Origin of the sequence: Pseudomonas sp. MWU16-30323 (assembly GCF_020515595.1) — a bacterium.
GTDB lineage: Bacteria > Pseudomonadota > Gammaproteobacteria > Pseudomonadales > Pseudomonadaceae > Aquipseudomonas > Aquipseudomonas yamanorum.
Map to the genome: position 1 here is coordinate 217174 of NZ_JAIWYM010000006.1, position 13790 is coordinate 230963.

General features: G+C 60.6%; 13 protein-coding genes. 8 read left to right on the forward strand and 5 right to left on the reverse strand.

Translation table 11 applies throughout. From position 1 onward, the window contains the following. Positions 1 to 54: 54 nt before the first annotated feature. Entirely contained in the window at positions 55 to 1275 is a 1221-nt protein-coding gene (gene sstT / locus LIY45_RS10415) for a serine/threonine transporter SstT (protein WP_226476243.1), read from the reverse strand. A gap of 214 nt (positions 1276 to 1489) precedes the next feature. Here sstT and LIY45_RS10420 point away from each other — a divergent pair, with 214 nt between their 5' ends. Then, a complete protein-coding gene (locus LIY45_RS10420; RefSeq protein ID WP_226476244.1) occupies positions 1490 to 2644 on the forward strand; it encodes an MFS transporter in 1155 nt (384 codons plus the stop codon). Between the two features lie 4 nt (positions 2645 to 2648). On the opposite strand, the gene nhaR is transcribed toward LIY45_RS10420, so the two are convergent. Next, the gene (gene nhaR / locus LIY45_RS10425; protein WP_017475497.1) at positions 2649 to 3551 is read right to left on the reverse strand and encodes a transcriptional activator NhaR; all 903 of its coding nucleotides are present in this window, start codon (positions 3549 to 3551) and stop codon (positions 2649 to 2651) included. Positions 3552 to 3685: 134 nt separating this feature from the next. Here nhaR and LIY45_RS10430 point away from each other — a divergent pair, with 134 nt between their 5' ends. The 4 genes from LIY45_RS10430 to mnmH all read left to right on the forward strand — a co-directional run bounded on the left by LIY45_RS10430 (position 3686) and on the right by mnmH (position 6995). After that, entirely contained in the window at positions 3686 to 3949 is a 264-nt protein-coding gene (locus LIY45_RS10430) for a hypothetical protein (RefSeq protein ID WP_026077737.1), read from the forward strand. Positions 3950 to 3977: 28 nt separating this feature from the next. After that, on the forward strand, positions 3978 to 4724 hold the full coding sequence (locus LIY45_RS10435) for a TerC family protein (RefSeq protein ID WP_017475495.1): 747 nt from the start codon (positions 3978 to 3980) through the stop codon (positions 4722 to 4724). A gap of 133 nt (positions 4725 to 4857) precedes the next feature. Next, positions 4858 to 5892: a selenide, water dikinase SelD gene (selD, locus tag LIY45_RS10440; RefSeq protein ID WP_226476245.1), complete on the forward strand. Its 1035-nt coding sequence runs from the start codon at positions 4858 to 4860 to the stop codon at positions 5890 to 5892. Then, on the forward strand, positions 5892 to 6995 hold the full coding sequence (gene mnmH, locus LIY45_RS10445) for a tRNA 2-selenouridine(34) synthase MnmH (protein WP_226476246.1): 1104 nt from the start codon (positions 5892 to 5894) through the stop codon (positions 6993 to 6995). The genes selD and mnmH overlap by 1 nt, the downstream gene beginning before the upstream one ends. A 129-nt stretch (positions 6996 to 7124) precedes the next feature. Here mnmH and LIY45_RS10450 read toward each other — a convergent pair whose 3' ends face one another. Together LIY45_RS10450 and LIY45_RS10455 are read right to left on the reverse strand one after the other, a co-directional pair. Then, positions 7125 to 8180, reverse strand: coding sequence for a permease (locus LIY45_RS10450; RefSeq protein WP_063034003.1), 1056 nt, complete (start codon positions 8178 to 8180; stop codon positions 7125 to 7127). 229 nt (positions 8181 to 8409) lie between these two features. Beyond that, positions 8410 to 9111, reverse strand: coding sequence for a hypothetical protein (locus LIY45_RS10455; protein ID WP_017475491.1), 702 nt, complete (start codon positions 9109 to 9111; stop codon positions 8410 to 8412). A gap of 217 nt (positions 9112 to 9328) precedes the next feature. On the opposite strand from LIY45_RS10455, the gene LIY45_RS10460 reads away from it, so the two are divergent. The 3 genes from LIY45_RS10460 (at position 9329) to hemB (ending at position 11976) form a co-directional block, all read left to right on the forward strand. After that, positions 9329 to 10027: a glutathione S-transferase N-terminal domain-containing protein gene (locus tag LIY45_RS10460; protein ID WP_226476247.1), complete on the forward strand. Its 699-nt coding sequence runs from the start codon at positions 9329 to 9331 to the stop codon at positions 10025 to 10027. 8 nt (positions 10028 to 10035) lie between these two features. Continuing rightward, positions 10036 to 10878, forward strand: a complete 843-nt coding sequence (locus LIY45_RS10465) for a PhzF family phenazine biosynthesis protein (RefSeq protein WP_226476248.1) — start codon at positions 10036 to 10038, stop codon at positions 10876 to 10878. Positions 10879 to 11001: 123 nt separating this feature from the next. Next, positions 11002 to 11976 (forward strand): porphobilinogen synthase, encoded by a 975-nt coding sequence (gene hemB, locus LIY45_RS10470; protein WP_017475488.1) that lies wholly within the window; start codon positions 11002 to 11004, stop codon positions 11974 to 11976. Between the two features lie 66 nt (positions 11977 to 12042). On the opposite strand, the gene LIY45_RS10475 is transcribed toward hemB, so the two are convergent. After that, positions 12043 to 13536, reverse strand: coding sequence for a hypothetical protein (locus LIY45_RS10475; RefSeq protein WP_226476249.1), 1494 nt, complete (start codon positions 13534 to 13536; stop codon positions 12043 to 12045). Positions 13537 to 13790: the final 254 nt, after the last annotated feature.

Here is a 13790-nt window from a genome sequence, read left to right on the forward strand (position 1 = left end):
AGCCCGGGGCGGTTCCTTCACGAACCGCCCCGGGCTTTTTTGTGGGCGCAAGGTTTACGCGGTTTGCTCTTCTTTGCCCAGGCACGCCGCAGCGGTGAACAGCACGTCGGTGGAGGAGTTCAGCGCGGTTTCCGCCGAGTCCTGCAACACGCCGATGATGAAGCCCACGGCTACCACTTGCATGGCGATTTCGCTGGGAATACCGAACAGGCTGCATGCCAGCGGAATCAACAGCAGCGAACCCCCGGCAACCCCCGATGCTCCGCAGGCACACACCGCAGCGACCACACTGAGCAACACGGCGGTGGGGATATCCACGGCGATGCCCAGGGTGTGTACGGCGGCCAGGGTCAGTACGGTGATGGTGATCGCCGCGCCGGCCATATTGATGGTGGCACCGAGGGGGATCGACACCGAGTACGTATCTTCATGCAGGCCCAGGCGCTTGCTCAGCGCCAGGTTGACCGGGATGTTGGCCGCCGAGCTGCGGGTGAAAAACGCGGTGATGCCACTTTCCCGCAGGCACATCAGCACCAGCGGGTAAGGGTTGCGGCGCAGTTTCCAGAACACGATGGCCGGGTTGATCACCAGCGCGACGAACAGCATGCAGCCGATCAACACCAGCAACAGGTGCGCGTAGCCCAGCAGGGCGCCGAAGCCGGAGGTGGCGAGGGTCGAGGCCACCAGGCCGAAGATCCCCAGGGGCGCGAAGCGGATCACCATGCGCACGATCAGCGTGACGCCGTTGGACAGGTCTCCCAGCACGGTGCGGGTGGTGTCGCTGGCATGGCGAATGGCAATGCCCATGCCGATGGCCCAGGCGAGGATGCCGATAAAATTGGCATTCATCAGCGCACTGACCGGGTTGTCCACCACGCTGAGCACCAGGCTTTGCAACACTTCACCGATGCCGCCGGGAGCGCTGACGGCCACGTCGTGAGTGGCCAGTACCAGCGAGGAGGGGAACAGCGTGCTGGCGATCACGGCGACCACGGCGGCAGAAAAGGTGCCCAGCAGGTACAGGAACAGGATCGGCCGGATATGGGTTTCCTGGCCATGCTTGTGGTTGGCAATCGAAGCCATCACCAGCACAAACACCAGGATGGGCGCCACGGCCTTGAGCGCCGAGACGAATACCTTGCCGATAAAACCGGTGGCTTGTGCCACGTCGGGTAACAGAAGGGCCAGCAGGATACCGGCGATCAGGCCGATGACAATTTGGGTGACCAGGCTGATAGACATCAGGCGTTGAAAGAGGGAAGGGGCAGCAGTCATAAAAGGGTTGTCTCTAGTTTTTTTAATAGATGCAGCTAGGCAGCATGAATCTGGCAGGGACGAAGTCTAACATCTGTAGGAAACGTCTAATCCGGGTGCGGCGTTCCGTCGCCTCGCGGGTACACATTCTGTTAACATTGCCCATCCTCTTATTTCCTCTCTATCAGCGGGCCCTCCGGGCTGTCGTTGATGTCGCTGTTTTCTGGAGTTTTTGATGTTGTTTCCGATCCTGCTGTTGTCGGCGGCCGGTTTTACCGTGCTGACCACAGAGTTCATCATTGTCGGCCTGTTGCCTTCCATCGCCCGGGACCTCGACGTCAGCGTGTCCCAGGCCGGGTTGCTGGTGACCTTGTTCGCCTTCACCGTGGCGGCGTTTGGCCCGTTCCTGACCGCGTATTTCGCGCGGTTCGAGCGCAAGCGGCTGTTTATCACGATCCTGATCATGTTCGGCCTGGCCAACACCCTGGCGGCAGTGGCCCCGAATATCTGGGTCATGTCCCTGGCCCGGTTGATCCCGGCGCTGGGATTGCCGGTGTTCTGGGCCCTGGCCAGCGAGACCGCGGTGGACATCGTCGGGCCGGATTTCGCCGGCCGCGCGATTGAAAAGATCGGCTTCGGCATTGTCTGCGCCACGGTCTTCGGCATCCCGGTGGGCACGCTGATTTCCGATATGTTCGGCTGGCGCACCGCCTTCGGCATTCTTGCGGTGGTGGCGTTTGCCAAGGCGTTGCTGCTGTTTATCTACCTGCCGAAGACCCGGGCGAAGAACGACCAGGTCAGCTTGCGCTCCCAGTTCAAGATCTTGCGCAGCCCGCTGATGCAGGGCCATATCCTGCTGTCGATCCTGGTGTTCAGCGGGATGTTCACCGCCTACACCTACCTGGCGGACATCCTCGAACGCCTGGCGGGTTTCGACGGAACCCTGGTGGGCTGGTGCCTGATGGGCTTTGGCGCGGTCGGCCTGATCGGCAACTCTCTGGGCGGGCGCATGGTTGACCGGCATCCGCTGATCGCGTCGATGGTGTTCTGCGGCTTCATGATCGCGGGCATGGTGGCGCTGGTGCCCGCCATTCACTCCACCGTCGGACTGGCGGCGGCGATGGCCGTATGGGGCGTGACCCAGGCGGCGTTGTTTCTGGTCAGCCATGTGCGGCTGATGAAGGCCGCACCCCATGCGCCGGCCTTTGCCGCCTCGCTGAACATCGCCGGGGCCAACCTGGGGATTGGCCTGGGGGCGTTGGTGGGCGGTCACGTGATCGACACCCTGGGCCTTGGCAGTCTCGGCTTTACTGCGGCCGGTTTTATCCTGCTGTCGATCCTGCTGGCGCTGTGGCTGATGACCGCCAAGACCCGCGCCGTCTGCACCTGAGTCCTCAGGGCAGGGCCGTAAACAGCTCCCGTCTTGCACCTTCGGTAATCGCCACGATGCCGGGGTGCTTGACCTTGCGCTCCACCGAGATTGCATAAAACGACTCGGTCACCGCATCCGTCTGGCCGATCAGCGCCACGCCATACTGGCGTTCCACCTCGTCGGCAATCACGCTGGGTGCGATAAAAATCCCGCTGCCGGATTGGCCAAAGGCCTGCATCAACGCACTGTCGTCAAACTCACCGACAATCCGTGGCTGGATCTGCTGCTCGGCAAACCAGCGCAGCAAACGGCTGCGTACCACCGTCTCCGCCCCCGGAATCAACAGCGGCGCGCCCTGCAGGCACTGTGGGAAATCGCCGCGATGCTGGTCCGCCAATGCCTGGGTGGCGAAAAAACTGATCCCGCATTCCCCCAGCTTCTGGCTGTAACCCTTGATGTCCAGGTGCGGGGGCATCGGGCTGTCGGAGATCACCAGGTCCAGGCGCTGGATCGCCAGGTCCGCCAGCAAGCGTTCGAGTTTGTCTTCACGGCAGGTGATGCGGATCGGCTCGCTCAACTCCATGGTCGGCGCAATCAGCCGATAGACGATGGACTTGGGCACCACATCCGCCACGCCGACCCGGAACAGGATCTGCTGCTCATTGGGCTGGGTGCGCAGCATGGCTTCAAGCTCATTGCCCAGCTGGAACATCTGCTCGGCATAGGGCAGCGCCTGGCGCCCGGCTTCGGTCAGCTCCAGCTGGCGTCCGACCTTCTGAAACAAGGCCACGCCGAAGGTCTGCTCCAACAGGCTGATCTGCCCGCTGATAGTCTGCGGGGTGAGGTTCAGTTGCTCACAGGCGCGTACGATGCTGCCGGTCTTGGCGACGACCCAGAAGTAGTGCAGTTGTCGATAATTGAGCATGGCAGCCAAAACTTCGTGAAAACCGAAGTATAAACGAAAAAAATACGAATTTTACTGAAGTGTTCGCCTGCATAGAATGCGTCGCTATCGAGGGGCCACTACTTGGACCCGACGGTTCTAACGAGGAACGCATCATGAAACTCAATTCCCTGGGCGCAACGGCGTTACTTGGGCTTTCATTAGTCATGCTCAGTGGCTGTGACCAAGCGGAAAAAAGCGCGCAACAACTGCTGGGTAAAGCCACCGAGTCGGCCAAGCAAGTGATTGACGATACCCACCAGGCCGCCGAACAGGCGTTGAGTGACGCGACCAAGGGCTTGATCGCTCCGCCGCAAGGCAAGCAGGACAAGCAGGAACAGGAAGGCAGCAAGCCTGAATCCACCTCCCAAGAAACCTGATACCCGCACACCACACCAGGACTGACCTATGGACTACCTTTTACAACTGGCCGCCAGCCCGACCGCGTGGATCGCACTGGCCACCTTGATCGTCATGGAGATCGTGCTGGGGATCGATAACCTGATCTTTATCTCGATTCTCACCAACAAGTTGCCGTTGAAACACCGGGCCAAGGCCCGCCGCATCGGCATCAGCATGGCATTGATCCTGCGTCTGGGCCTGTTGAGCACCATCGCCTTTATCGTGCAGTTGACTGCGCCGGTCATCGACATCCTGGGGCAGTCGTTCTCCTGGAAAGACATGATCCTGATCGCCGGTGGCCTGTTCCTGGTCTGGAAGGCGACCACCGAGATCCATCACAGCATGGACCCCGAGAAGGAGCACGTGGACACCGGTGCGCCGAGCGTGACCCTGGGCTTCGCTTCGGCCATTGGCCAGATCCTGCTGCTGGACATGGTGTTTTCCATCGACAGCATCATCACCGCCGTGGGCATGACCGAGCACTTGCCGATCATGATCATTGCTGTCGTGGTCTCGGTCATCGTGATGCTGGTGGCGGCTGAGCCGTTGGCCAAGTTCATCAACGACAACCCGACGATTGTGATGCTGGCCTTGGGCTTCCTGATCATGATCGGCATGACGCTGATCGCCGAAGGTTTCGGCGCCCATGTTCCAAAAGGCTATGTGTATGCGGCCATGGCGTTCTCGGCGGCTATCGAGTGCCTGAACATGATGCGACGCAACCGGCATAAACGCCTCGCTGCCAAACAGTAAACGCTGTCAAGAAAGGCCGGCTGCGCTCATCAGAGCCCAGCCGGCCTTTTTGCTGCCTGGTTCCCGCTGAATCGTCCATGTATGTAGGAGTCGTCTGTTAAGATTCTTCGCCTTGACGTTTTGAGGTGCCTTCATGAACGAGCCAATTCGCCTGACCCAATACAGCCACGGTGCTGGTTGCGGTTGCAAGATTTCACCTCAGGTGCTGGAAGTGATCCTTGCCGGCAGCGGTGCGCAAAACCTTGACCCCAAGCTGTGGGTAGGCAACGCCTCCCGTGATGACGCTGCTGTATATGCCATCGACGACGAGCGCGGCGTGGTGTCTACCACCGATTTTTTCATGCCGATTGTCGATGATCCCTTCGACTTCGGCCGCATTGCCGCCACCAACGCCATCAGTGATATCTACGCCATGGGTGGCGATCCGTTGATGGCCATCGCGATTCTCGGCTGGCCTGTCAACGTGCTGGCCCCGGAGATTGCCCGGGAAGTGATTCGTGGCGGTCGTTCGGTGTGTGACGCTGCGGGTATTCCCCTGGCGGGCGGCCACTCCATCGACGCCCCCGAGCCGATCTTCGGCCTGGCCGTCACCGGGCTGGTAGAAAAACGCCACATGAAGCGCAACGACACGGCCACCGCCGGTTGCCAGCTGTACCTGACCAAACCCTTGGGCATCGGCATCCTCACCACCGCCGAAAAGAAGGGCAAGCTGCGCGAAGCCGATGTGGGCCTGGCCCGTGACTGGATGTGCACCCTCAACAAGCCCGGCAGCCGTTTCGGCAAGTTGGCGGGTGTCACGGCCATGACCGATGTCACCGGTTTCGGCCTGTTGGGCCACCTGGTGGAAATGGCCGACGGCAGCAATTTGACTGCCCGCATCGAATACGAAAAAGTCCCACGCCTGCCCGGAGTTGAGTACTACCTGGAGCAGGGCTGCGTTCCCGGTGGCACTCTGCGCAACTTCGACAGCTACGCCAGCAAGTTGGGGCGCCTGAACGAACTGCACAAACGTGTGCTGTGCGACCCGCAAACCAGCGGCGGCCTGCTGGTGGCGGTCGCCCCCGACGGCAATGCCGAATTCCTCGCCGTGGCCGCGGAACTGGGCCTGGACCTTGAGCCGATCGGCGAACTGGTTGAGCGACAGACCAACGCGGTAGAGGTGTTCTGATGCCCATCGACATCACCGATTACCGCGACATCTTTCTCAACGACCGGCCGATGATGGATACCCGCGCGCCGGTCGAGTTCATCAAGGGTGCGTTTCCCGGGGTGATCAACCTGCCGTTGATGACTGACGACGAGCGCCAACGGGTGGGCACCTGTTACAAGCAGCAGGGCCAGCAGGCGGCCATTGTCCTCGGTCACGAACTGGTGTCCGGGGCGATCAAGGCCGAACGTATCGAACACTGGGCGCGTTTTGCCCAGGCCCATCCGGACGGTCTGCTGTACTGCTTTCGCGGCGGGATGCGTTCGCAGATTGCCCAGCAATGGTTGAAAACCGAGGCGGGTATTGACTACCCACGGGTTGGCGGTGGCTACAAGGCCATGCGCACCTTCCTGCTCGACACCGTTGAAAGCGCCACCGCGCAATGCGACTTTGTATTGCTGGGCGGCATGACCGGCACCGGCAAGACCGAAGTGCTCGGCCAGTTGAACAACGCCCTGGACCTGGAAGGCCACGCCAACCATCGCGGCTCCAGCTTCGGCAAGCGCGCCACGGCGCAACCCTCCAACATCGACTTCGAAAACCGCCTGGCGGTGGACCTGCTGAAAAAGCGTGCCGCCGGTATCGAGCAGTTCGTGGTCGAGGATGAGAGCCGCATGATCGGCAGCTGCGCGCTGCCATTGCCCTTGCACAAGGGCATGCAGGGCTTCCCGATGGTCTGGCTGGAAGACAGCGTTGAAGGTCGCGTGGAGCGCATCCTGAAGGATTACGTGGTGGACCTCTGCGCCGAATTTGTCGCGGAGTTTGGCGACACGGGCGAGGAACTGTTTGCCGAGCGCCTGACCCAGAGCCTGGGCAATATCCACAAGCGCCTGGGCGGCGAGCGGTTTGCGCGGTTGTACGCGATCATGCAGGACGCCTTGGCCGAGCAAGCCCGCAGCGGTGCGGTGGATCTGCACCGCGGCTGGATTGAGGGGTTGTTGCGTGAGTATTACGACCCGATGTACGCCTTCCAGCGGGAAAGCAAAGGCGCACGCATCGAGTTTGCGGGCGAGCAAGCGGCGGTGGTGGCGTATTTCCGGGACAGGCTCGCTCGGCGTCAGTGATTGATTGAGTTTGCCGGCCCCTTCGCGGGCAAGCCCGCTCCCACATTCGACCGCATTTATCCTGTAGGAATGCAGTCAAAATGTGGGAGCGGGCTTGCCCGCGAAGAGGCCCTCGAATTCACCCAATCACTACAGGATAAACGCCCCGATCAGCCCACACACCACCCCCATCAGCATCGTCAGCCCGGCCACGGTCACCAGCACCCGCGCATCGAAGTCCTTGCGCAGCATCAGCAGCGACGGCAGGCTCACGCTCGGCAGGGTCATCAGCAAGGCCACGGCCGGGCCGGTGCCCATGCCGAGGGTCATCATGGTCTGCACGATGGGGATTTCGGCGGCAGTCGGGATCACGAACAACGTGCCGACAATCGCCAGCGGCACCAGCCACACCAGGCTGTTGGCCATGGCGCCGTCAACGTGGGGAAACAGCCACACCCGCGCCGCGCCGAGGATCAGCACCGCCAGGATGTACACCGGAATCGTGCTCCAGAACAGCTGCCACAGGGTGCGCAGCCAGCGGGTCAGGAACGGTTCGGTTTCGGTAAGGCTGGCCTGGGCCACGGCGTCCAGCGCGGCTTCCGGCACTTGCTCCGGCCGCGCGATGCGCTGCGCCACCAGCGACACACCGACCACCAGCACGATCCCGGCCACCAACCGCAGCGCGGTAAAGCCCCAGCCCAGCACAAAGCCCATGAACACCAGCGTCGCCGGGTTCAGCACCGGGTTGGCAATCCAGAACGCCAACGCCGCGCCCACCGACACCTTCTGCCGACGCATACCGGCCGCCACCGGCGCGGCGCAGCAACTGCACATCATCCCCGGCAAGGCGAACAGCCCGCCCCGCAAGGTGGAACCCAGGCCGGCGCGACCAAACAGGCGCAACAGCCAGTCTCGGGGGATCAGCACTTGCAGCAATGAGCCGAGGATGACCGCCAATACGGCAGCTTTCCAGATCGCCAGGAAATACACTTGGGCATAGGCCAGCGCAGCGGCCAGTGGTGCACTCTGCTGGTCGTTGAGAATCGAGGCGCCGATGCTGTGGTTGTCCGCCGCGATAAACGCCTTGGCGTAGTAGGGCGACCACTTCACGTAGTAGAGGCCGATGCAGGCCACCAGCAGGAACAGCGCTGGTTTCCACCAGAAGGACCAGCCCCGGGCGGGCTGGGTGGAGGAGAGGTTGGACATGTCGATGATCCGCAGGTGAGTCAATAGCGCCACATCATACGCTGTACAAGGCCGCCTCCGAAGCACTGTGGCGAGGGAGCTTGCTCTGGCTAGGGAGCTTGCTGTGGCGAGGGAGCTTGCTCCCGCTGGAGTGCGAAGCGCTCCCAGAATTTTGGGGCCGCTTCGCAGCCCAGCGGGAGCAAGCTCCCTCGCCACAGCAAGCTCCTTCGCCACGGGTCTTCGGGGGCGGTCAGATATCGGCGCTAACTTGCGTTGCTTCCGGGCAAGTCTGCTGGCCGTTATCCAGCCCTTGCTTGTAATTGCGGCTCAGCATCGTGGCCTTGCCGTTGTGCCAGGTCAGGGTCAACACATACAAGGTATCGAAATCACTGCCGGACCAATCGTCGGTAATCACGTGCTTTTCACCCACCGCTTCACTCGCCACCTTGTTGATCAGGTCCGGCAGGTAGCCGTGGGACCAGGCGGTATAGATGATGGCGTTGTGGTACTTGTCTTCCACCAGTTCGTCAGCAAGCGCGCTGGTGTCATTGGCCGAAAACTTGATGTTCACCGGCAACCCGAGCTTGATGGCGCTGGGGCTGATGGTCATCAATGGGCGGATGTAGCTGTAGGAGTTGTCTTTCTCGCCTTCCTCGACATTGCGGGTCGGGTTGGGCGCGAACACGAAGTTGGCCTTGCCGAATTTTTCCGGCAGGACGGTAGCCAGGTTCATCGCACGGTTCAGGCCCTGGCAGTTCAGTTGGCCAAGGCCGCCGGCCGGTTTTTCGCCGTGACGCAGGAACACCAGGGTTTGCACACCGTCGACTTGCTGGGCGCGGCTGATCCGGGATTCCAGGGTAAGGCCGACAGCGGCACTCACCAGTAATACCGGCAGGAGGATGTAGGAGTAGCGTTTGAAGCGTTTCGCAAGGCACAGAGGCTTGATGGTCATGAAGGTTCTAAGTCTCGATGCAGGGATTCAGGGCAAGCAAGCCCAGCCATCGGGCGCTCTTTAAGAGTCTCCCCAGGCAGTTTGGTTCGTTTCGTGGGGGAGATGGGGCGGCATCCTTGCCGTGTGCAGGAGATTAACCCGTAGATGTTGCTGAATTAAGACGGATGCACGAGAGACGCCGAACCACTACTCTCCTACTTTTATCAGGAGTCGCGCGATGAACTCACTTTCAGACTTCCCCATCACCGCCAAATGGCCGGCCCGGTATCCCGAGCGCCTGCAGCTCTACTCTTTGCCGACGCCCAACGGGGTCAAAGTGTCGATCATGCTGGAGGAACTCGGGCTGCCTTACGAGGCGCACAAGGTCAGCTTCGAGACCCAGGACCAGCTCTGCGCCGAATTCCTGTCGCTGAACCCCAACAACAAGATCCCGGCGATCATTGACCCCAATGGCCCCGGCGGCCAGGCGCTGGGGTTGTTCGAGTCGGGCGCGATCCTCATTTACCTTGCCGAGAAGAGCGGCGAATTGCTGCCCGAAGACCCGGCAATGCGTTACGAGACGATCCAGTGGCTGATGTTCCAGATGGCCGGTATCGGGCCGATGTTCGGCCAGGTGGGGTTTTTCAACAAATTTGCCGGTGCGGCCTACGAGGACAAACGCCCGCGTGACCGTTATGTCGCTGAGTCTCGTCGCCTGCTGGAGGTGCTGGAGAAACGCCTGCTGGGCCGCACCTGGATCATGGGTGACGAGTACAGTATCGCCGACATCGCCACCTTCCCGTGGGTGCGCAACCTGATTGGCTTCTACGCGTCCGGCGACCTGGTGGGCATTACCGACTTCCCGAACGTGCTGCGGGCCCTGGACGGGTTCGTCGCCCGGCCCGCGGTGATCCGTGGCTTGAACATCCCAGCATAAGGACCCGCATGCCTTCCTTCGATTTCAAACAGCTCGATGTTTTCAGCAACGTGGCCTTAAAGGGCAACCCGCTGGCCGTGGTGCTGGGCGCCGACAGCCTGAGCGACCAGCAAATGGCGGATTTCGCCAACTGGACCAACCTCAGTGAGACCACGTTCCTGCTCAAACCCCGTGATCCACGGGCAGACTACCGCGTAAGAATTTTCACCACCCTGCAGGAACTGCCATTTGCCGGCCATCCGACCCTCGGCAGTTGCCACGCCTGGCTGCAGGCGGGTGGCCAACCCGCTGGTGAGGAGATCATCCAGGAGTGTGAAATCGGCCTGGTGCGCATCCGTCGCCAAGGCGCTGAACTGGCGTTTATCGCGCCACCGCTGCTGCGCGCCGGCCCGCTGGAGAGCGACTTGGTTGAGCGCGTGCGGCGGGGGTTGGGCCTTGAACCCGGGGCGATTGTGCGTAGCCAGTGGGTGGATAACGGTGCGGGTTGGCTGGCGGTCATGCTGGAGGACCGGGAGCAGGTACTGGCGCTGCGCCCGGATTACTCGCAGTTGCAGGGGCTGGCCGTGGGCGTGATCGCCCCGTGGAGCCCCGGGCGGGACGGTGACGAGGCGCAATTTGAAGTGCGGGCCTTTATTGCCGGCGATGGAGCCCCGGAAGATCCGGCCACCGGCAGCCTGAACGCTGGTGTTGCCCAGTGGCTGCTGGGCGAAGGCCTGGCGCCCAGCCGCTATGTGGTCAGCCAGGGCACCGCCATGGGCCGTGCCGGGCGAATCCGCGTCGAGCAGCATGGCGAGGAAATCTGGGTCGGCGGTGCGGTTGCCGTTTGCATTGACGGGCGTCTACAGCTCTAGATCAATGCAATTGTTACCGGGTCTGCAATAAACTGTTCTGCACTTGGCGTTTGTGCTCTGCGGTGCACGCGGCATAAGCTTTCGCCCCTATGTTTTTTCGGCCTGCCTTTTTCAGGAGCATCAATGTCCAGCCAGTTCCCCGAAGCCCGTCCACGCCGCCTGCGCCGCTCTGCGGAGTTGCGTGGCCTGTTCCAGGAAACCGAATTCACCCTCAATGACCTGGTGCTGCCAATCTTCGTTGAAGAAGAAATCGACGACTTCGTGCCGATCACCAGCATGCCCGGGGTGCAGCGCATTCCCGAGTCGAAGCTGGCCGGCGAGATCGAGCGCTATGCGAAAGCCGGGATCAAGTCGGTGATGACCTTCGGTGTGTCCCACCACCTGGACGCCTCCGGCAGTGACACCTGGCAAGAACGTGGCCTGGTGTCGCGCATGTCCTCGATCATCAAGGACGCGGTGCCGGAAATGATCGTGATGTCCGACACCTGTTTCTGCGAGTACACCGACCACGGCCATTGCGGCGTGATGCACGGCGCCGAAGTCGATAACGACCGCACCCTGGTCAACCTCGGCAAGCAAGCGGTGGCCGCCGCCCGTGCCGGTGCTGACGTGATCGCGCCGTCTGCCGCGATGGATGGGCAGGTGCAGGCCATTCGCCGGGCCCTGGATGAAGCAGGCTTCAGCCATATCCCGATCATGGCCTATTCCACCAAATTCGCTTCGGCCCTCTACGGCCCGTTCCGCGAAGCCGGTGGCAGCGCGCTCAAGGGCGACCGCAAAAGCTACCAGATGAATCCGATGAACCGCCGCGAGGCGGTGCGCGAATCGTTGCTGGATGAGCAGGAAGGCGCCGACGCGCTGATGGTCAAGCCGGCCGGCGCGTACCTGGACATCATCCGCGACATCCGCGAAGCCTCGCGCTTGCCCGTGGCGGCGTACCAGGTCAGCGGCGAGTACGCGATGATCAAGTTTGGTGCCCAGGCGGGCGCCATCGATGAAGCCCGCGTGGTGCGGGAAACCCTGGGGTCGATCAAGCGCGCCGGTGCGGACTTGATCTTCACCTACTTTGCGATGGACCTGGCGCTCGCCGGGATCTGAGTGACTCAAGGCCTGGCGATGACGGGCGTGTGCGGCGGCCAATGTCTGGGCGGCCGCGCGTGCCAGTCAGAAGTTAATGCTGCTGGCTATATCCTTGAGTGCTATAAAACGCCGACCGGTAATGCCCTCATCGAAGCCCTTCAGTTCGCGCAAAAAACCTTTGTTCAGCTCGTCCAGTTCGGCAATTCCGAAGCTGTACCACGTGTCATGTAAATGTCGAGTGCCTTGGGGTGGGCCAAAGTACATTTTGAAACAGAGACGGTTACGTAGCGTGTCGCCAAACGTCACCAACTTTCCTCTATTGATCGGTGGAAGGGTTTTGCTGGACGGTGCAGGCACGCGAAGTCGCAACGGGAAGACATTCTGCTGGTAATGACCCATTGCGCCATGATCTGCCGAATGTGCAACCGTGACATCCCAGATGAAATAAGCGATTGCCCTGGCGAATGTATCGCCCTCTCTTAGGCGTTGGTGTGGCGGAAAACCAGTCACCCAGGCGGCAATGGCGTCGCTCCAGTAAGTTATAACGGGATCATCGACGTCGATGTAAGAGGTCACCGCACTTACAAAGTCAAATATTACGTCGTAATAGCCCCTGATGAAGTCGTCAAAGTCTGACCATATTTTTTCCGGAACCAGAGGGAACGTGTAGGGTGGATAGCTGCTATTGCCTTCAATCCCGGAAAAGGCATCGGTCATCAGTCCCGTCCATCCGCGACCTTCTTCAATAACCGGTACATTTCCCCATCCAGGATACGGTGTATAGGGCAGGAACTGATTGTTATGAGCGACGGAGTACGGTTGTAACGACACGGCTTGATTAATTGCCAGTTGAATTCTGGTGTGGGGAGCCAGCAGCTTAAAGAGCAAATGCTCCTTGGGCAGCGCCGTTAAACTGATGGCGCTGATGGTATCCACCGGGAAGTGCAGCCGGGGGTGAGTCACCAAGGTGATCAGGCACAGGGCGCCTTGCAGTACAAAATATTTGGCCAGTTCCCAGGCGTTTTTGTCATCTGGCGTTAACACCAGGCCATTTATTTTTATGGCCAGCACGCTGCCGGAGTTAGTGCTGTCACGCTTGAATAACGTCAGGCTGGGCGCCGAATGAATGCCGTGCAGGGGGTCCCAGCGGTTCATGCTCAGTGTGTCGATTTTCAGATAGCGTGGCTCGCCGTGACTATCAAGCAAGTCGTCGGAATTCAGCAGTCCTGGGAATTCGCGGGCATCCTCCGTGTGCACCGGAGTCAGCAATTTACTCAGGGTTCCATAAAATAATTGTTGCGCAAACAGTAAGTCGGAAACCGGCCGTAGCTTGTAATCACCCGCTAGCATCTTCAAGAGAATTTTGATGCGGCCGAACTTCAAGGTTTTAAGGTAGTGGGATACCACATCGATGCGAAAGTCATCGATGTGTGCCTTGGGGACTCTTTTTATCATGGCCGGCAACTCACCAGCCAATGTGTTGGCTTTCGGCCACGGGCCCTGCATTCCGTATAAATAGTCGTCGACGGTGTAACCCTGAAGCGGTCCCGCCCATTCCGCATAATGTTCGACTGACATAAACAATCCCCTGTTTACGAGAGTGAAGATTGGTTAGCGGTCGCAATACCTGAACACATACGCCGTAACGGATAAAGACCTTTGGGTGATCCAGGGGCTGCGTCAGCGCTTCGAACAGTGGCGTCAGCGTCGCCCGAATATCAGTTAAACGTGAAAAAAAACCTGCCACAACTGTGATAGTTGACAGGTTATATTTTTTTGCAGATGTGGTACGTGATACTGGATAGGGCGCTGGAGCCAGGAGGCCGTCGAAC